Source organism: Methanofollis sp. UBA420, from assembly GCF_002498315.1.
Taxonomy (GTDB): Archaea; Halobacteriota; Methanomicrobia; order Methanomicrobiales; family Methanofollaceae; genus Methanofollis.
The window spans coordinates 367,690-383,331 of record NZ_DAGX01000002.1 but is presented as its reverse complement, the minus strand read 5'-3'; the positions used below and the strand labels follow the sequence as shown (position 1 = coordinate 383,331).

The window sequence follows — 15,642 nt, the reverse complement described above, 5'->3', positions numbered from 1 at the left end:
CGCGTATGTTCATATTTTTATATTCGCGGCGACATTTCATGCAGGAGACGGTGACAATGATCGGTCCGCAGATGGTCGGCCAGGACTTCAGGGTCGAGATGATGGAGAAAGTGGAAGCACTCTTTGATGCTCATGGCGGCAAACCCTTTGCCGACATCGCAGGAGATCTTGGAGACTGGGGCTTTGTGCAGAAAGGAGGAGACCCGGCGACGGTGGTGATGGAGCACGGCGATCTTCAGTTGTACCTGGAGATCGAACTGGACGATGTCGGGAAGGTGCACGGCTACGCCCTCCTCCCCTTCGACGAGATGGCCAGAAAGCAGGAGAAGTTCCGGTGGTAGGCACTCTCCAGATTATTTTTCCAGTTCCTCTTTTCTTCGTCTGTATTCCTCCTCCGAGATCTCCCCCATGGCATATCTCTCCCTGAGCATCTCGAGTGCACGGTTCCTCTCTGAGACCTGACTCCGGTCAGACGTTTCCCTCACGAGGACGTAGAGGATGAGAAAGATGATCCCGACAAAGGGGAGGATGATCAGGATGAACCAGAGCAGGCCGTTCATTCCCCTCTGCTCGGCGTCGCGGTACACCAGCCAGCCGATGGCAAGGAGAAGGGCCCACCAGAGGAGCATCATGCCCCAGCCGAAGAACGGGAGTCCGAACCAGTTTTCCATATGATGGTGGCCGTCCCAGATGGGGTCCATGAAACCGTTCATAGGGGGGGTGGATGCCGTCGGACCTGTTGAAGATATCGCATCTGTGCCGGGCTATAGGATCTCCGACCTTCAGGCAGGAGGGCCCTTTTCTCATTTCGGGTGAGAGCGGGGGGAGCATGAGATAGGGAGGGAGGATGGCACCTCTCCCCTCAGGATCTCTCTTCGGTCTTCCCCGATCCTATCCTGGACGGGGGAACGACCGAAGCGGGTCGAGAATATCTTCGAGTGACCACCGGATCGGGTCGCCTGTCCCGCACCCCGGAGACCGAAGGATTATATGAGATCGGTGTATCTTGGGTGTCTGCGAAGGGGGAAAGACCATGGTACGGATTACCATTGACCGCGAGGACTGCACGGGGTGCGCCATGTGCTGGGAGACCTGTCCGGATGTGTTTGAAGAGGGTCCCGACGACACGCTGAGCCAGATCGTCGAGGAATACCGGCGGGGCGGGGACCCTGCGGAAGGAGAGGTGCCCGACGATATGGAGGACTGCGTCCGGGACGCCGCAGAGGGGTGCCCGGTCGAGGTCATCCATATCTCCTGATCAATTTTTGACCCATTTTTTGCCGCAGACCCTATATGCCGGCACCGCCTCTCCGTTCCCATGCCACAGATACGGGAGGTCGCCCGCGTCGTCGAGGTGCGGGAGACGGTGGAGGGTGCCGGCGTGCGGCTTCGGCGGGTCTTCGGCCACCGGGACGTGCCGCTCTTCGACCCCTTCCTGATGCTCGACGACTTCAGGTCGGACAGGCCGGAGGACCATCTCGCCGGTTTTCCCTGGCACCCGCACAGGGGCATCGAGACGGTCACCATCATGCTCGACGGGCGGGTGGAGCACGGCGACAGCATCGGCAATGCCGGGAGCATCGGTGCGGGGGACGTGCAGTGGATGACCGCGGGGTCGGGGATCGTCCACCAGGAAATGCCCAAACCCGTCGACGGAAAGATGGGGGGTTTCCAGCTCTGGGTGAACCTGCCCCGCTCGCACAAGATGATGGAGCCGCGCTACCAGGAGATCAGGGCGGCCGATATCCCGGTGGTCGGCGAGGGGACGGGGGTGACGGTGAGGGTGATCGCAGGGCGACGGGAGGGTATTGTCGGCCCTGTCCGGGAGATCGTCGCCGAACCCGATGTCTTCGACGTCACGATGGCACCGGGTGCAGTCTTCGTCCACGGCGTGAGGCCCGGGCACACCGTCTCTGCCTATATCATCGGGGGGTCGGGCCGTTTCGGGGCCCTGGACCTCAGGGAATACCAGTGCGCCCTCTTCGGTGACGGCGACGAGGTCAGGATCGGTTCCCCTCTCTCTTCCCTGCGTTTCCTGTTCTTCTCGGGCAGGCCCATCCGCGAACCGATCGCCTGGTCGGGCCCGATCGTGATGAATACCAGGGAGGAACTTGAGGAGGCGTTCCGCGAGTACAGGGAGGGGACGTTCGTCCGGGCCCGCTGAACAGGCGAGACTTCGAAAATATTCGCAGTGTACGAGAGGGTTATGCCGGTAGAGGTCCATCTCCTATCATGAAAAAGATCCTGACTCTCCTTCTTCTCGGCTGTATTCTCTCCCTTGCCGGGATGGCCGGGTGCACCTCGACCGACACGTCGTCCCCTGTCGTGGTCGAATATCACAGGACAGGCGGGTTTGCAGGGTTCAACGACACCGTCGTCGTGTACGAGAACGGGACCGCAGAGGTCTCCCGCCACGGCGACCTCTCCGAGGTCGCTCTCGACGCCGACGACATCCAGAGGATACAATCGATGACGACCTCTGATGCCTTCCTCTCTCTCCAAGACGAGTACGTCCCCGCACAGCAGGGGTACGACCTCTTCTCCTATGAGGTGAAAGCCGGCGGGAAGACGGTCCGGGCCGTCGACGGTGCGGTCCCTGAGGCACTCACCGGGATCATCTCGGAGATGGACGGCATCATCACGCAGAGCATGGCATAACCGATGTTTCTCCCTCCCTTTTTTCGATGAATATGTGTTCGGAGGGAGGGATAGGCCCCCCTCTGTCCGCGGGAAGAGATCCGGTTCTTTGGACCTGAAGGGTAAAGAAAAAGTAGATCGGGTTTCCGGTTCAGGACTCCACGTCGAGGTCGACCTGGATGCCTCCGGACGCGGCGAAGACGAAGTTATAGATCACCGCCGCAATCGCGCCGCCGATGAATCCGCCGATCGCCCAGAGCACGATGGTGAGGAGAATCCCTCCGATCCCCGCAGTAATCGCGGAGATGATCCCCAGATCAGTTCCAGATATGGCCATCGTGACAGCGACAATTCCCGCGACAAGACCATACAGGGCACTCAGAATTGCAAAAAAGAATGCAACGGACATCACGCCAAGGCGGCGCACTTTTACGCTCTGCTTTGTCATCTCCTTCCCCCCTCCTGTTCTTCGTCCTGTTGATAATCACGATATTATATAAATATTATTATTAAATAAATTTGCCTGAAACGCTTGCCCGGTGCAGCCCCCATGCTTTTTTTCACACTATTCCTCCCGCTGAAGGGTCAGTCAATCTGTCATGTCTCTTTATTCCTGTGCAAAAAAGACGAAATTACCTATACTTTTCAAATTTGAATGCAATCTCGAAAAATGTGCGCCATGTCTATTTGCAAAAATTGATGACGCTGGTCGACCCACACGTACCCATGCGGTGCGACATCCCATCCAGCGTCCTCCACCTTGTCACCGGTGCGGCGGTCACCCAGGTCCTGCTAATCGTCCTCTCGATGAATATTGGCGGCATCGGCCTTCCTGGCATGGCCGCCGCGGGCATCGACGGCCTGCACGTCCTCCTCTTCGGCGTCTTCGACTTCATCGGCGGGGTCGGTTTTGCCGCCCTGATGCAGCGCCAGATCGAGCCCTCCCTCCAGGTTCCGGAGTGACCTGCACTCACCTTTTTTCCTGCGTCTTCAGGACCGCGTATCCGGCATTGTACAGCGGCCCGACCTGCATCCTGTATTTTCGGACTGATAGCAATGATCGCTCACAGATTCCTCTGCCGCGTGTCGAGGAGAGTTCGCGGGAGAAATAATCAAGTGACGGCCCCAGACTCTGTAACCGCGTCCCTGAAACCCGCGGATATAAAAGAGACGAGATCCTTTCAGCCATATCAGATGTCCCATTTGTGACGGTATTAATCCCCGAAGAGTGCCAACATACTCTAAGGACGGGACAGAGCATGAAAAAAACCATCATCACTGTCGTCGGGAAAGATACCGTCGGGATCATCGCGAAGGTCTGCACCTACCTCGCCGCCAACCAGGTCAATGTCGAGGACATCTCCCAGACCATCGTGCAGGGCTATTTCAACATGATGATGATCGTCGACACCAGCGGATCCTCCAAACCATTCGGCGAGATGGTACATGAACTGGAGACCCTCGGCGACGAGATCGGCGTGAAGATCAGGTGCCAGCACGAGGACATTTTCATAAAAATGCACCGTATCTGAGAGGTATTCGGATGATCACTCTCTTTGAGGTCAATGAGACGAACAAGATGATCGAGCAGGAGAAGCTCGATGTCCGCACCATCACGATGGGCATCAGCCTCCTGGACTGCTGCGACGCAGATCTGGACACCCTGAACCAGAATATCTACGATAAGATCACCCGCGTCGCAAAGGATCTCGTCTCCACGGGCAGGGAGATCGAGCTCGACTATGGCATCCCCATCGTCAACAAACGCATCTCCGTCACCCCGATTGCACTCGTGGGCGGGCGGGCCTGCACCTGTCCGGAGGACTTCGTGACGATCGCCCGGACCCTCGATAAGGCCGCCAGGGACACGCAGGTGAACTTTCTCGGCGGCTACTCGGCCCTCGTCTCCAAGGGGATGACGAAGGCCGATCGCGACCTCATCCACTCCATCCCCGCGGCCCTCGCGTCCACGGAGAGGGTCTGCAGTTCGGTCAATATCGGCTCCACAAGGACGGGCATCAACATGGACGCCGTCAAACTGATGGGCGAGATCGTGAAGGAGACGGCCGAGGCGACGCAGGAGAACAGCTCCCTCGGGTGTGCGAAACTCGTCGTCTTCTGCAACGCTCCCGACGACAACCCCTTCATGGCCGGGGCCTTCCACGGCGTGACCGAGGCTGACGCCGTCATCAACGTCGGCGTCAGCGGGCCGGGCGTCGTCAAGCACGCCCTCGAAAGCGTGCGGGGCGCGAACTTCGAGGTGCTCTGCGAGACCGTGAAGAAGACGGCATTCAAGGTCACCCGCGTCGGCCAGCTGGTCGCGCAGGAGGCCTCGGAGAGGCTCGGCGTCCCCTTCGGCATCGTCGACCTCTCCCTGGCGCCGACCCCTGCCGTGGGCGACAGCGTGGCCGGGATCCTGGAGGAGATGGGCCTCGAGTCCGTCGGCGCTCCGGGGACGACAGCCGCCCTCGCCCTCCTGAACGACCAGGTGAAGAAAGGGGGCGTCATGGCGAGCTCCTTCGTCGGCGGCCTCAGCGGCGCCTTCATCCCGGTCAGCGAGGACCAGGGCATGATCGACGCCGTCAACCGCGGCGCCCTGACGATCGAGAAACTGGAGGCCATGACCTGCGTCTGCTCGGTCGGCTTGGACATGATCGCTATCCCGGGCGACACGCCTGCGACCACGATCGCCGGCATCATCGCCGACGAGGCGGCGATCGGCATGGTGAACCAGAAGACGACCGCCGTCCGCCTCATCCCTGTCATCGGGAAGGGCGTCGGGGACACGGTGGAGTTCGGCGGCCTCCTCGGCCATGCGCCGGTCCAGGCGGTCAATCGGTTCGGCTGTGCGGACTTCATCAACCGCGGCGGCAGGATCCCCGCGCCCATCCACAGTTTCAAAAATTAAAAATCGGCTTTGTAGAAATCCTATTCTGGAGCGTCTCTTCCGGGGGGCTGCCGCCCCCCGCTCCCCCTGCCATTAGGATAGGGGGTGGAGGGTAGTCCCCTCTTCAAAATGCAGGTTTGCCCCTTTGAGGTCCAATCCTGAGCGGGGATGCGACCAAAGGGAGCATGAGAAGACGAAGTCTTCGAGGTAGTCCCCCGGCTAGATCATAATGAAGGCGGTGGATCTGTGTACCATCTTCATAGGATCGGGGATACATCAGCCTAAGTATGAAGATTTCTGAGCCTAAAACTCATTTTTTTGCTCCGGGCGCATTGCAAGCAGGTCCCTCCCCAGGGCGTACGCCCGCTCCATCAGGTCGGGCCGCTCCATGACCGGCGGCTTTAATCCCATCTCGCAGTCTGTTGCGACCAGGCACTCCCGCACAGCAAGGCCGGACATTGCCACCGCGTCCGTGAATGAACGCAGGGCCGGCTCGAAGAGCGACGGGTCGGGCATGTTCTGCACGAAGATGAAGGAGACCGGGCAGGAACCGGGAAATGCCGGGGACATATCCATCCCGATATAGGGCACGAGGCGGTCGAGCCACGCCTTTGTCATGGCCGGGACATACCCGAAATAGACCGGTGCTGCAACAACCAGGCCGCAGGATGATTCCATCATACGGTACACCCGCTGCATGTCGTCCTGTACGACACAGCGGTCGTTCCGCTCCTGTTTGCATCCATGGCAGCCGCGGCAGTCGTGGATTGTGAGGTCGTCCAGGAAGACCTCCTGCGTTGCGACGCCCTGATCGCGGAGCGCACGCGCTGCTTCCTGTACGAGCAGGTGGGTGCTGCCGTTCCTTCGGGGACTGCCCATGAGAAGCGTGACCTCTTTCCGGGATTCGGTGTGTGACATTTTTGTGTTCCCTCGTTACTGTGATCGTTGGCGCCACGGTACCAAAAAGAAACCAGCATAAAAAAATGTATATATGGTTAAAAAATGTACTAATGGTCAAATGAGCTCAGAATCAGATCCCGACGTCCTGCCTGTCCACGTCTACATCCGGGTCATCGGCGGAAAGTGGAAGCCTGAGATCCTCTGGTTCCTGCGCAAAGGGCCGCTCCGGTTTGGGAAACTGATGAAAAAGGTCCCCGGCATCACGCAGGTGACGCTTACAAAGAACCTCCGCGAACTCGAGGCGGACGGGATCGTGATCCGCACCATCTTCCCGGAGATACCGCCCCGCGTCGAATACCGCCTCACGGAGTTCGGTGAGTCGGTCTTCCCCGTGCTGGACGTGATCAGTGCATGGGGGCGACGATATGTCCGCCATAAAAAAGATATGGCGGATTAGCGCCGTCGCCCTGCTTGTCCGAAAGAAAGGTGAATTCGCGGGATATCCGGTCGAAGGCAAGGACCGTGGTGTCGAAGGTGCGCCTGTCCGGGGGGATCTCGACGATGGCGTTGAGGGAGGCGTTTGCGGTCTCCTCTGCGGCCTCGCTCAGGCGGGCAATTTCGCCTGGCGAGTAGTGCGTCTGGATGGGGCTCGTCTCTCCCGGTACATCTCCGATCCCGTGGTCAAAACTATAATGTGTCCGGAGTATCCCCTGGAGGTATGCGACCGCATGTCTTTCACGTCATGGTCATTGCGATCCTGCTTCTTGGTGTGCCTGCTGGTGTCATTGCCAGCGGACCCGGGACGGCAGGTTCGCATGCACCTCTCCTGTCCGACCCTCGTCCTCCCGGGATCCTTACCGGGTGGAACATGCTCCTCGCAGGTCTGCCCGGAATCGAGGGTATGCTCACGGAAAACAGCACGTCTCCCAGTTCTCTCGCCTCCACAGGGGCGAAAAGCCCGCTCGTGGACCAACTTCTCCGGGGAAACGAAGAGTTCAGGGAGAATGTCTTCAACGCAGATCCCGAACTCTACAAGAGTCTGGCCCAGGGCCAGAGCCCTGACATCCTCTGGATAGGGTGTTCTGATTCTCGATCCGATCCGGAACGGATTACCCATTCCCAACCTGGTGAGTTGTTCGTTACCCGCAATGTCGGCAATATTGTGCCAGGCCATGACTGGAGCCTTGTTACGGTTGTTGAATATGCTGTCAATTACCTGGAGGTACAGGAGATCGTTGTCGTCGGCCATTCCGATTGCGGCGCCATGAAAGCGCTGGATAAAGATCTTCTGGACCCCTATATCCCGCTCTGGCTCAACGATGCCCGTGAGGCAAAGACGCGGGTCGATGCCCGTATTTCGAATGCGCAGACGCCCGAAGACCCGAAGGAACGCGCTCACCAGATTGAGCTGGAAAATGTCAGGCTCCAGATTGAGCACCTGATGACGTACCCCTCTGTCAGGGAGGCCGTCGATGAGGGGAGAGTGCAGGTCCATGGCCTGTACTATGACCTGGCAACAGGCACCCTTTCACGGGTGACATGACCTGCTCCCGCGGTGGCGGGTGCGATCCTTCACCGCACCACGAGCACGTGCGCCCGCGCCCTGTGCACCACCGCCGCCGTCACCCCGCCGAGGAGAGAGCGGAGAGCAGAGTGCCGCCCCTTCGCCCCCATGACGATGAGCGTCGGTGCAAATGTCTCCTCGACACCGAGGACCTCGTCGATGGCGTTGCCGGTCGCAAGGTCGGTGACGACCTGCGGGATGCCGAGGGGTTCGAAGCGCCTCTTCAGGCCTGCAAGCCGCATTGCGTCCTCCCTATTGAAGGCCGCGATCTCGTCCTGCGACGCCGTCCAGAGGCGTCGGGTGTCCTGCACGTGCATGATCACGAGGCGCTCGGGCCGCGCCCCGGCCATCCACTCGATGAAGGGGATGCACCGCTCCGCCTCCTCCGAGAAGTCGGTGAGGTAGAGAATCCGGCGGAAGATCCCGTCCGTCGTGAGGGTGCAGGCCGTCGGATCCCCCTCCTTCAGCACCGCAAGGCGGAGGACGAGGAGAGGCACCTGCGCATGGGCGAGCACGTTCTCGGTCTGGCTCCCCAGGAGCATGCGGGGGATGAGGGTGCGGCCGTGCGACCCCATCACGATGAGAGAGGGCGGGTCGGCCTCGGCCCTCTCCAGGACCTCGATCCAGGGGATGCCGTCGACGACCTCGGCCCTGACGTCGGGAACCCCGCAGGCCAGAAGACGCTCCGTCCACCCGGCCATCACCTCCCGGTCGTGCTCCCGCACGCCGGGGTCGGCCGCCGTGTCGCGGATATTGACCACATACAGCAGGTCGGCCCGCCCGACGCCGAGACGGGCGATCTCCTCCACGGCCGGCGCCATCGCCGCCGCAGAACCGTGGATCTCCAGGGGCACGAGCATCCTCTCCATCATCCGCTCTCACCCCGGAACATCCCCTGCGTCCGCAGGCAGATCCGCACGAGCATCAGCATCACCGGCACCTCGATCAGCACGCCGACGACCGTGGCGAGCGCCGCCCCCGACCCGAGACCGAAGAGGATGGTCGCCGTGGCGATCGCCACCTCGAAGTGGTTGGAGGCGCCGATCATCCCGGCCGGGGCGGCGTCCCTGTACACGAGGCCGAGCCGCGGCGCCAGGACGAAATACCCGAGGGTGAAGATGAGCACCGTCTGGAGGAAGAGGGGGACCGCGATCCAGAGAATGGTCAGGGGGTTTTCGACGATGACGTCCCCCTTGAAGGCGAAGAGGAGGACGAGCGTGCCGAGCAGGGCGACGATCGAGACCGGCGTCAGCAGGTGGAGGAACCGCGTCTCGAACCATGCCATCCCCTTGCGGGCGAGGATCCATTTCCTGGTGAGATACCCCGCGACGAGGGGGAGGGCCACATAGACGGCGACCGAGAGGAGGATCGTCTGCCAGGGGATGGGCATGGCGTTCACGCCGAGGAGGAACCCGCCGAGCGGGGCGTAGAGGACGAGCATGGTGAGGGAGTTGATCGCCACCATGATCAGGGTGAGGCCGTCGTTGCCTCTGGCGAGATAACTCCACATCAGCACCATCGCGGTGCAGGGGGCGATGCCGAGGAGGATGCACCCGGCGACATAACTCCGCCAGAGTTCGACGACCGTGCCGTCGGGGAGCACCTCGGTGCCCGGGATGAAGCCGACGAAGAGGTAGCCCAGGAAGAAGGTGGCGATGAGGTACATCGTGAAGGGCTTTATCGCCCAGTTCACGAAGAGGGTGAGAGCGACCGGCCGCGGTGTCCGGGCCGCCCGCAGCACCTCGGCAAAGTCGATCTTCACCATGATCGGGTACATCATGAAGAAGAGGGCGATGGCGATGGGTATCGAGACCTGGTAGACGGAGAAGGAGTCGAGGGCGACGGCGACGCCCGGCGCGACCCGGCCGAGGGCGATCCCGGCGACGATGCAGAGCGCCACCCAGAGGGTGAGGTACTTCTCGAAGGTGGAGAGGCGGCGTTCTGTCACCGCTCCACCGCCTTCAGGGCCGCCCGCCTGATCAGGTTGGCGGGCACGGCCTCGCAGACCTCGTCCCCGCAGACGGTCGCCCGGCACGAGGCGTCCGTCCCGGTGATGCAGGAGCAGGAGACGCACGGCGTCGTCTCGACCCGCACCTCGTCGAGGAGGTCTTCGAGGGGTGTGCCGTTGAAGAGGACGGTGTTGGACTCCGCGATCCTCTCCGGCGGGAGGGCCGTCTCCACCACCTCCACCCTGACCTTCCGGGCCGCGAGCAGGGGCCGGATCTCGTCCAGAACCGCTGCGAGGGTGCGGCCGGTCGCGGCACACCTCTCGCAGGTCGCGTCGATGTCTTCGCCGATGTGCCGCCATTCGACGACGAGGGTGGTCTCCCGCAGGAGCGCCCTGATCTCGGCGACGTCGGCCACCCGGCCCGAGACCTTCAGGTCGCCGTCGACGACGAGCGCCGGGGTCGAGATCACGCCGCGCTCCATGAAGGCGGTGATCTCCTCGACCTTCTCGATCTCGGCGGAGATCCCGAGTTCTGCGACCGCTGTCTCGACGTTCTTTGCCAGGCGCCTGCACTTCGCGCAGTCGGTTCCAAGGATCTCGATCTTCATGGTCATCGCCCTCTTCTGTCTATTTCTGCCATGGGGCCGTTTGTCGTATAATCATTCCGCAGCAGGCCTGGAACGAGCCGGGGCGACAGGGAGGAAAGGCGAACGCCGGGGTCCAATATGGCTGATATGGCCCCCATTCTCCGTTTCCGGCCCTTCGATCTCGGCAGTATGGGTCGCGTTTTGGGACGTGCCGTTCTGGGGGTTTTTGCGTATTCGACGGGAAAAGGTGCGGTTTTATCGGAGGTAGAATGTCCGCTCCGGGGGGAGAAGGGAACGCGGTGTGGGCCATGCCGGGATCGAGGGGGAGAGAGGCAGGAAAAAGGGTGGAAATCGGCGCGACCTGGGGGAGCCAGCCCTGGCCTGTGCGTGACGTTGTACCCCCGTGCAGGGGTGGTCCCGGTGGCTCTTTGGAACACGTTCACCACAATGTACTGGACGGCCGCGGCACTGCCCCGGATCAAAACCCGTACACCAGCGGCGTGAGCAGGACCATCACAATCCCGGCGACGATGGTGAGCGGGACGCCCACCCGGATATAATCGGCGGTCCTGTACCCGCCCGGTCCGAGGACCATCAGGTTGGTCTGGTACCCGGCCGGGTTGATGAAGGAGTAACTCGTCCCGAGCATCAGCACCGCCGCAAAGGGCATGAAGCTCACCCCCATGTCCCCGGCGATGGAGACTGCGATGGGAAACATGAACGCCGCCGCGGCCGCGTTCGTGATCACGTTCGTCATCACCAGACAGGCGACGAAGACGACCGTGAGCGCCACATAGGGGTTGCCGCCGCCGACATCGGCGAGAACGCCTGCGATGGCGTCGGCGGTACTGTGTTGCGTACGCGATGACGATAAGGGTCAGGGCGGTGGCGACGTACCTCCGGTCGTTCCCCACCCCGAACAGCACAAAAAAGCAGACGGCGGCGATGAGAAGCGTTGCAAATACTCGCCCAGGCTGTCCCGGAGGCAAAAAAGGCGTGAGAAGGACAAGAGTTATAAAAGTTACCAATAGCACCGTATGTCTTCTGTTTTGCAGAACCTGTGTGAGGTCCTGTATCGACCATAGGCGTGGCATATCTCGTACCCGCTGTGCATCCCCGACAGCAGGGGACGGCCTTTCATCTGCTGCACGGGTATATATATGACGCCGGGCACTCGTTCTCCGGGGATCGCGGCCGGGGAGAGAGCCCTCTCCCGGCGGTGCCGCAGGGAGGGGGATTTTTCCGGCATATGACGTGGGGCCGCAATATTTTTATAAAAATGCCCCTATGGGAAAACCGGATTGCTCTGTCCAGGTCGATGCCGGTATGGTCGAAACACTCCCCTTCACCGAATTCATTCTCGTCTTCGGCCAGCTTGCCGTGCTCGTCTTCGTCGTCTGCAGCATGCTTGCGATGGGGCTCACCCTGACGGTGCCGCAGATTATCGCACCTCTGAAGGATATACGCATGGTGGTGCTCGCCCTGCTGGCAAACTTTGTCCTCGTCCCTGCCGTCGCCCTCCTGATCCTCGTCGCTTTTCCTCTCAGCGAGGGGCTCACTATCGGGCTGCTGATCGTCGCCCTCTCTGCAGGCGCCCCCTTCCTGCCCAAACTGGCACAGATCACCAGGGGAGACCCCGCCTTCTCGGTGGGGCTGATGGTGCTCCTCATGGTCGTGACGATCGGCTACCTCCCCCTCGTCCTCCCGCTCGCCCTCACCGGCGTCACGATCAGCGCCTGGGACATCGCCCGGTCGCTCATCTTCCTGATGCTCCTCCCTCTGGTCGTCGGCCTCGTTGTCCGGGCGCGCTACGAGGAGGTTGCAGAGAGCGTCGCGCCGGTCATGTCCCAGGCATCCGGCCTCGCCCTCGTCGTCCTTCTCGTCGCGTTCTTCGTGGGCTACTTCCCTGACCTCGTCGGCGTCGTCGGTTCGACCGCCATCCTCGCCTCGGTCCTCTTCCTCCTCGCGGCATTCGCCATCGGATATCTCCTCGGGGGGCGGGACGGTGCCACGAAGAGAGTGATGGGGCTCGGGACGGCCCAGCGCAACCTCGGAGCAGCGACCGCCGTCGCCGGCCTCAACTTCACCGACCCCGACGTCCTCGTCATGGTCCTCGTGGTGGGGCTGGTGGGGCTCGTGCTGCTGATGGTCATCGGCGGCGAACTGGGCCGGCGGGCAGGGGGCGGCGGCCTGCGGTGAAACGCACGCAAAATCCGCCATGAGAGTGGGGGGTCACGCTCCTCTCCTGCAGGAGAGGTCGCGCGATCCCGAGACAGACACCTCACCTTTATCTCTCGCAAGGGCACTGATCCGGGCGAAGGAGGGACGGGGTCTGGTGAGAACGGAGGGGACCGAGTGAGCGGATATGACGGCGGGGCGCCCCCCGCCTTCCATGTCATGGCGAAACCGACGGGCGCACGCTGCAACCTCGACTGTGCCTACTGCTTCTTTCTGAAGAAGGAAGGGCTGTACCCGGACAGCGACTTCAGGATGACCGACGAGGTGATGGAGCGGTTCGTCCGCCAGACCATCGAGGGCCACCGCGTGCCCCGCGTGACGATCGCCTGGCAGGGAGGGGAGCCGACCCTGATGGGCCTGGACTTCTTCCGGCGCTCCGTGGAGGTGCAGAAAAAGTATGCCGGCCCGGACACCCGTATCGAGAACACCTTCCAGACGAACGGAGTCCTCCTGGACGACGCGTGGTGCCGGTTCTTCCACGACAACGCGTTCCTCGTCGGCCTGAGCATGGACGGCCCCGGCGACCTCCACGACGTCTACCGGAGGGACAGGGGCGGCCGCGGCACCTTCGACCGCGTCCTCAGGGCCGCCCGTCTCCTCCAGAAGCACCATGTCGAGTTCAACATCCTCTGCACGGTCAACCGCACGAACGCCGACCATCCGCTGGAGGTGTACCGCTTCTTCCGCGACGAACTCCGCACGCCCTATCTCCAGTTCATCCCCATCGTGGAGCGGGAGAACGAGACCGGGTTCCAGGAGGGGACCACGGTCACCGACCGATCCGTCCGTCCCGACCAGTGGGGCCGGTTCCTGGTCGCGGTCTTCGACGAGTGGGTCAGGCGGGACGTGGGCCGGATGTTTGTCCTGAACTTCGACGGGGCGCTTGCAGGGTGGCTCGGCAGGGCCGGGACGGTCTGCATCTTCGGACCCACCTGCGGCCTCGGGGTGGCGCTCGAGCACAACGGGGACCTGTACTCCTGCGACCACTTCGTCGAACCCGATCACTATCTCGGCACCATCCTGACGACGCCGGTGGCCGATCTGGTGAACTCGGAGAAGCAGCGGCGGTTCGGTCTGGCCAAGCGCGATACCCTTCCCCGGTACTGCCGGGCGTGCGCGTTCCTCCCGGTCTGCAACGGGGAGTGCCCGAAGAACCGCTTCGTCGAGACGCCCGACGGCGAACCCGGCCTGAACTATCTCTGCGAAGGCTACCGGGCCTTCTTCTCCCACGCCGACCGCCCGATGCGGATGATGGCCGACCTCCTCCGACAGGGACGGCCTGCGGACGAGGTGATGCCGATTCTCGCCGCGGAGGAGAAGGTGGGCCGGAACAGTCCCTGCCCCTGCGGGAGCGGGATGAAGTACAAAAAGTGCTGCGGGCGGAGGATGCGGTAACGCCGGGCCGACGGGGAGGCGGGTTTGAGTGGCGGATCTGGAGTCTCTCACGGACATTGGCGCACATATCGGTGAAATACTCATCATTCTCCTTCTCACCGGTCTCGCCCTCGTCGCCGCCAGGATCCTGATGCGCCGCTGGCTCTGGCCGACGGTCCTGAAGGCCGGGGCACCGGACAGGAGAATTCTCTCCCTCGTCGAGCGTCTGGTCTACATCTTCCTCATCATTTTCGGACTCAGGCAGGTCGTCGGGGTCGTCGTGCCGGAGTCTCCCCTCCTCGACGACCTCTTCTTCATCATCTCCTGGGTCGTGGGGATCTACTTCGCCGTCTGCCTGATCAGCGCCGCTGCGGAGTGGTACCTGGCGAAGGTCGCGCCCCGCATCGAGGGTACGGCGCATGAAAAAATCGTCCCTGTCGTGAAGTCCATCGCCATAATCGTCGTTTTTGCCCTGGCGCTCATCATCCTCCTCGATCTTTTCGGGATCAGCAGTTCGGCTCTGACCGCCGCCGTCGCTTCGTTCGGCCTGGGGGCCCTGGTGATAGGGCTCGCCGCGGAGAACATCATCAACGACGTCCTCAGCGGGATCGTGATCAGCATCGACCGCCCCTTCTGGGTCGGCGACCGCATCGAGATCCGGGAACTGGAGACATGGGGGGATGTCGTGGAGGTCGGCTGGCGGTCCACCCGCATTCTCACGAGGGACAAGAGGATGGTCGCCGTCCCCAACTCGATCATCGGTTCGAATCTTGTGACGAACTACTCGGTCCCGAACAAGGTCTTCAGGGTCGAGACCGATGTGGTGATCGCATACGGGGCGGATATCGAATACGTGAGGGGCCTGATCCTGGAGGCGATGGAGGGGCAGGACTGGGTGATGAGGGACAGACCGGTCCAGGTGCTGCTGCTGGAGTTCCACGGGGATGGGGTGATGTTCAGGGCCCGGTGCTGGATCGAGGACTATGTGGATACCCGGATCTCGGTGGACAGGCTCAACACGGCCATCTACAGGAGGCTCTTTGCGGCCGGGGTTGTCGCGGGACCTTCCACCGACATCATCCTCCACAGGGCGCCGGAGGAGGGGGGGTGAGCATCGCTGTCGGCATCCTCGCCGGCCGTGCGAAGCAGGGTTTTCCGGGGCGGGACTCCGCATCATCGCCGGGTAGGACCCGCGATGCCCGAGGTCTCTGTCCACCTCTCCGGCGGTGCCGGACCACGCCGACGACGCCCTCTCCTGCCGGGCGTGCTCGATGGCCCTCGCCGAGCACGCCGCCTATCAGGTGGAGGAGAAGACCGAGGAGCCGCGGAGGGTGGGCCGCAGGGCGAAGGCGAGCTCCCTGACCTGGGTGTCGCGGTATGTGTAGGCCTCGGGGAGGTGGTCGAACTCGAAGAGGTCGGGGTCGCGGAAGAGGGTCCGGTCGGCCCTGAGGTGGGAGGGTGTCATGGAGGGATCCATGCCTCCTGGATCCATGCCTCCTGAAATATA

19 protein-coding genes and 1 pseudogene are annotated in these 15,642 nt (G+C 62.2%); 12 read left to right on the top strand and 8 right to left on the bottom strand.

Annotated features, from left to right (window positions below; all coding sequences use genetic code 11):
- Positions 1 to 56: 56 nt before the first annotated feature.
- On the top strand, positions 57 to 341 hold the full coding sequence (locus tag BP869_RS01995; RefSeq protein WP_342676395.1) for a hypothetical protein: 285 nt from the start codon (positions 57 to 59) through the stop codon (positions 339 to 341).
- Positions 342 to 353: 12 nt separating this feature from the next.
- On the opposite strand, the gene BP869_RS01990 is transcribed toward BP869_RS01995, so the two are convergent.
- A complete protein-coding gene (locus tag BP869_RS01990; RefSeq protein ID WP_342676394.1) occupies positions 354 to 701 on the bottom strand; it encodes an SHOCT domain-containing protein in 348 nt (115 codons plus the stop codon).
- A gap of 332 nt (positions 702 to 1,033) precedes the next feature.
- On the opposite strand from BP869_RS01990, the gene BP869_RS01985 reads away from it, so the two are divergent.
- The 3 genes from BP869_RS01985 (at position 1,034) to BP869_RS01975 (ending at position 2,658) form a co-directional block, all read left to right on the top strand.
- Positions 1,034 to 1,258 (top strand): ferredoxin, encoded by a 225-nt coding sequence (locus BP869_RS01985; protein WP_342676393.1) that lies wholly within the window; start codon positions 1,034 to 1,036, stop codon positions 1,256 to 1,258.
- Between the two features lie 60 nt (positions 1,259 to 1,318).
- A complete protein-coding gene (locus tag BP869_RS01980) occupies positions 1,319 to 2,164 on the top strand; it encodes a pirin family protein (RefSeq protein WP_342676392.1) in 846 nt (281 codons plus the stop codon).
- A 68-nt stretch (positions 2,165 to 2,232) separates the two neighbouring features.
- Complete coding sequence (locus BP869_RS01975; protein WP_342676391.1) at positions 2,233 to 2,658, top strand: hypothetical protein; 426 nt, start codon at positions 2,233 to 2,235, stop codon at positions 2,656 to 2,658.
- 130 nt (positions 2,659 to 2,788) lie between these two features.
- Here the strand turns inward: BP869_RS01975 and BP869_RS01970 are convergent, their stop codons facing one another.
- Positions 2,789 to 3,085 (bottom strand): hypothetical protein, encoded by a 297-nt coding sequence (locus tag BP869_RS01970; RefSeq protein ID WP_342676390.1) that lies wholly within the window; start codon positions 3,083 to 3,085, stop codon positions 2,789 to 2,791.
- Positions 3,086 to 3,336: 251 nt separating this feature from the next.
- Between BP869_RS01970 and BP869_RS01965 the strand changes: the two genes are divergently transcribed.
- The 3 genes from BP869_RS01965 (at position 3,337) to BP869_RS01955 (ending at position 5,545) form a co-directional block, all read left to right on the top strand.
- A complete protein-coding gene (locus tag BP869_RS01965; protein WP_342676389.1) occupies positions 3,337 to 3,600 on the top strand; it encodes a hypothetical protein in 264 nt (87 codons plus the stop codon).
- 296 nt (positions 3,601 to 3,896) lie between these two features.
- Complete coding sequence (locus BP869_RS01960) at positions 3,897 to 4,169, top strand: ACT domain-containing protein (protein WP_342676388.1); 273 nt, start codon at positions 3,897 to 3,899, stop codon at positions 4,167 to 4,169.
- A gap of 11 nt (positions 4,170 to 4,180) precedes the next feature.
- Positions 4,181 to 5,545, top strand: a complete 1,365-nt coding sequence (locus BP869_RS01955; RefSeq protein WP_342676386.1) for a PFL family protein — start codon at positions 4,181 to 4,183, stop codon at positions 5,543 to 5,545.
- A gap of 282 nt (positions 5,546 to 5,827) precedes the next feature.
- Here the strand turns inward: BP869_RS01955 and BP869_RS01950 are convergent, their stop codons facing one another.
- Positions 5,828 to 6,442, bottom strand: a complete 615-nt coding sequence (locus tag BP869_RS01950) for a flavodoxin family protein (RefSeq protein ID WP_342676384.1) — start codon at positions 6,440 to 6,442, stop codon at positions 5,828 to 5,830.
- 100 nt (positions 6,443 to 6,542) lie between these two features.
- Between BP869_RS01950 and BP869_RS01945 the strand changes: the two genes are divergently transcribed.
- Both BP869_RS01945 and BP869_RS01940 read left to right on the top strand, forming a co-directional pair.
- Positions 6,543 to 6,881 carry a helix-turn-helix domain-containing protein gene (locus BP869_RS01945; RefSeq protein ID WP_342676382.1) on the top strand — a complete coding sequence of 113 codons (339 nt, stop codon included), beginning with the start codon at positions 6,543 to 6,545 and terminating at the stop codon, positions 6,879 to 6,881.
- 411 nt (positions 6,882 to 7,292) lie between these two features.
- Entirely contained in the window at positions 7,293 to 7,967 is a 675-nt protein-coding gene (locus tag BP869_RS01940; RefSeq protein WP_342676380.1) for a carbonic anhydrase, read from the top strand.
- 29 nt (positions 7,968 to 7,996) lie between these two features.
- On the opposite strand, the gene BP869_RS01935 is transcribed toward BP869_RS01940, so the two are convergent.
- From BP869_RS01935 to BP869_RS01920, 4 genes and pseudogenes are all read right to left on the bottom strand, one after another.
- Entirely contained in the window at positions 7,997 to 8,860 is an 864-nt protein-coding gene (locus BP869_RS01935; protein WP_342676378.1) for a universal stress protein, read from the bottom strand.
- Positions 8,857 to 9,936, bottom strand: a complete 1,080-nt coding sequence (gene arsB, locus BP869_RS01930) for an ACR3 family arsenite efflux transporter (RefSeq protein ID WP_300166997.1) — start codon at positions 9,934 to 9,936, stop codon at positions 8,857 to 8,859. The genes BP869_RS01935 and arsB overlap by 4 nt, the downstream gene beginning before the upstream one ends.
- Complete coding sequence (locus BP869_RS01925) at positions 9,933 to 10,544, bottom strand: MTH895/ArsE family thioredoxin-like protein (RefSeq protein ID WP_342676375.1); 612 nt, start codon at positions 10,542 to 10,544, stop codon at positions 9,933 to 9,935. Before BP869_RS01925 ends, arsB begins: the two co-directional genes overlap by 4 nt.
- A 457-nt stretch (positions 10,545 to 11,001) precedes the next feature.
- Positions 11,002 to 11,364: pseudogene (locus BP869_RS01920) on the bottom strand (SLC13 family permease); the annotation flags it as partial.
- Between the two features lie 446 nt (positions 11,365 to 11,810).
- Here BP869_RS01920 and BP869_RS01915 point away from each other — a divergent pair.
- The 3 genes from BP869_RS01915 to BP869_RS01905 all read left to right on the top strand — a co-directional run bounded on the left by BP869_RS01915 (position 11,811) and on the right by BP869_RS01905 (position 15,246).
- Positions 11,811 to 12,722: a bile acid:sodium symporter family protein gene (locus BP869_RS01915; RefSeq protein WP_342676373.1), complete on the top strand. Its 912-nt coding sequence runs from the start codon at positions 11,811 to 11,813 to the stop codon at positions 12,720 to 12,722.
- A 156-nt stretch (positions 12,723 to 12,878) separates the two neighbouring features.
- Positions 12,879 to 14,156: an anaerobic sulfatase maturase gene (locus tag BP869_RS01910; RefSeq protein WP_342676371.1), complete on the top strand. Its 1,278-nt coding sequence runs from the start codon at positions 12,879 to 12,881 to the stop codon at positions 14,154 to 14,156.
- A 28-nt stretch (positions 14,157 to 14,184) separates the two neighbouring features.
- A complete protein-coding gene (locus BP869_RS01905) occupies positions 14,185 to 15,246 on the top strand; it encodes a mechanosensitive ion channel family protein (RefSeq protein ID WP_342676369.1) in 1,062 nt (353 codons plus the stop codon).
- 186 nt (positions 15,247 to 15,432) lie between these two features.
- Here the strand turns inward: BP869_RS01905 and BP869_RS01900 are convergent, their stop codons facing one another.
- Complete coding sequence (locus BP869_RS01900; RefSeq protein WP_342676367.1) at positions 15,433 to 15,612, bottom strand: hypothetical protein; 180 nt, start codon at positions 15,610 to 15,612, stop codon at positions 15,433 to 15,435.
- Positions 15,613 to 15,642 lie beyond the last annotated feature (30 nt).

Excerpts from the sequence above, each read along its gene's own strand:
- BP869_RS01935 (WP_342676378.1), bottom strand. The coding sequence starts at position 8,860 with ATGATGGAGAGGATGCTCGTGCCCCTGGAGATCCACGGTTCTGCGGCG.
- BP869_RS01955 (WP_342676386.1), top strand. The coding sequence starts at position 4,181 with ATGATCACTCTCTTTGAGGTCAATGAGACGAACAAGATGATCGAGCAG.
- BP869_RS01900 (WP_342676367.1), bottom strand. The coding sequence starts at position 15,612 with ATGGATCCCTCCATGACACCCTCCCACCTCAGGGCCGACCGGACCCTC.
- BP869_RS01990 (WP_342676394.1), bottom strand. The coding sequence starts at position 701 with ATGGACCCCATCTGGGACGGCCACCATCATATGGAAAACTGGTTCGGA.
- BP869_RS01960 (WP_342676388.1), top strand. The coding sequence starts at position 3,897 with ATGAAAAAAACCATCATCACTGTCGTCGGGAAAGATACCGTCGGGATC.
- BP869_RS01975 (WP_342676391.1), top strand. The coding sequence starts at position 2,233 with ATGAAAAAGATCCTGACTCTCCTTCTTCTCGGCTGTATTCTCTCCCTT.
- BP869_RS01925 (WP_342676375.1), bottom strand. The coding sequence starts at position 10,544 with ATGAAGATCGAGATCCTTGGAACCGACTGCGCGAAGTGCAGGCGCCTG.
- BP869_RS01950 (WP_342676384.1), bottom strand. The coding sequence starts at position 6,442 with ATGTCACACACCGAATCCCGGAAAGAGGTCACGCTTCTCATGGGCAGT.
- BP869_RS01915 (WP_342676373.1), top strand. The coding sequence starts at position 11,811 with ATGGGAAAACCGGATTGCTCTGTCCAGGTCGATGCCGGTATGGTCGAA.
- BP869_RS01940 (WP_342676380.1), top strand. The coding sequence starts at position 7,293 with ATGCTCCTCGCAGGTCTGCCCGGAATCGAGGGTATGCTCACGGAAAAC.
- BP869_RS01970 (WP_342676390.1), bottom strand. The coding sequence starts at position 3,085 with ATGACAAAGCAGAGCGTAAAAGTGCGCCGCCTTGGCGTGATGTCCGTT.
- BP869_RS01995 (WP_342676395.1), top strand. The coding sequence starts at position 57 with ATGATCGGTCCGCAGATGGTCGGCCAGGACTTCAGGGTCGAGATGATG.
- BP869_RS01965 (WP_342676389.1), top strand. The coding sequence starts at position 3,337 with ATGACGCTGGTCGACCCACACGTACCCATGCGGTGCGACATCCCATCC.
- BP869_RS01985 (WP_342676393.1), top strand. The coding sequence starts at position 1,034 with ATGGTACGGATTACCATTGACCGCGAGGACTGCACGGGGTGCGCCATG.
- BP869_RS01945 (WP_342676382.1), top strand. The coding sequence starts at position 6,543 with ATGAGCTCAGAATCAGATCCCGACGTCCTGCCTGTCCACGTCTACATC.
- BP869_RS01980 (WP_342676392.1), top strand. The coding sequence starts at position 1,319 with ATGCCACAGATACGGGAGGTCGCCCGCGTCGTCGAGGTGCGGGAGACG.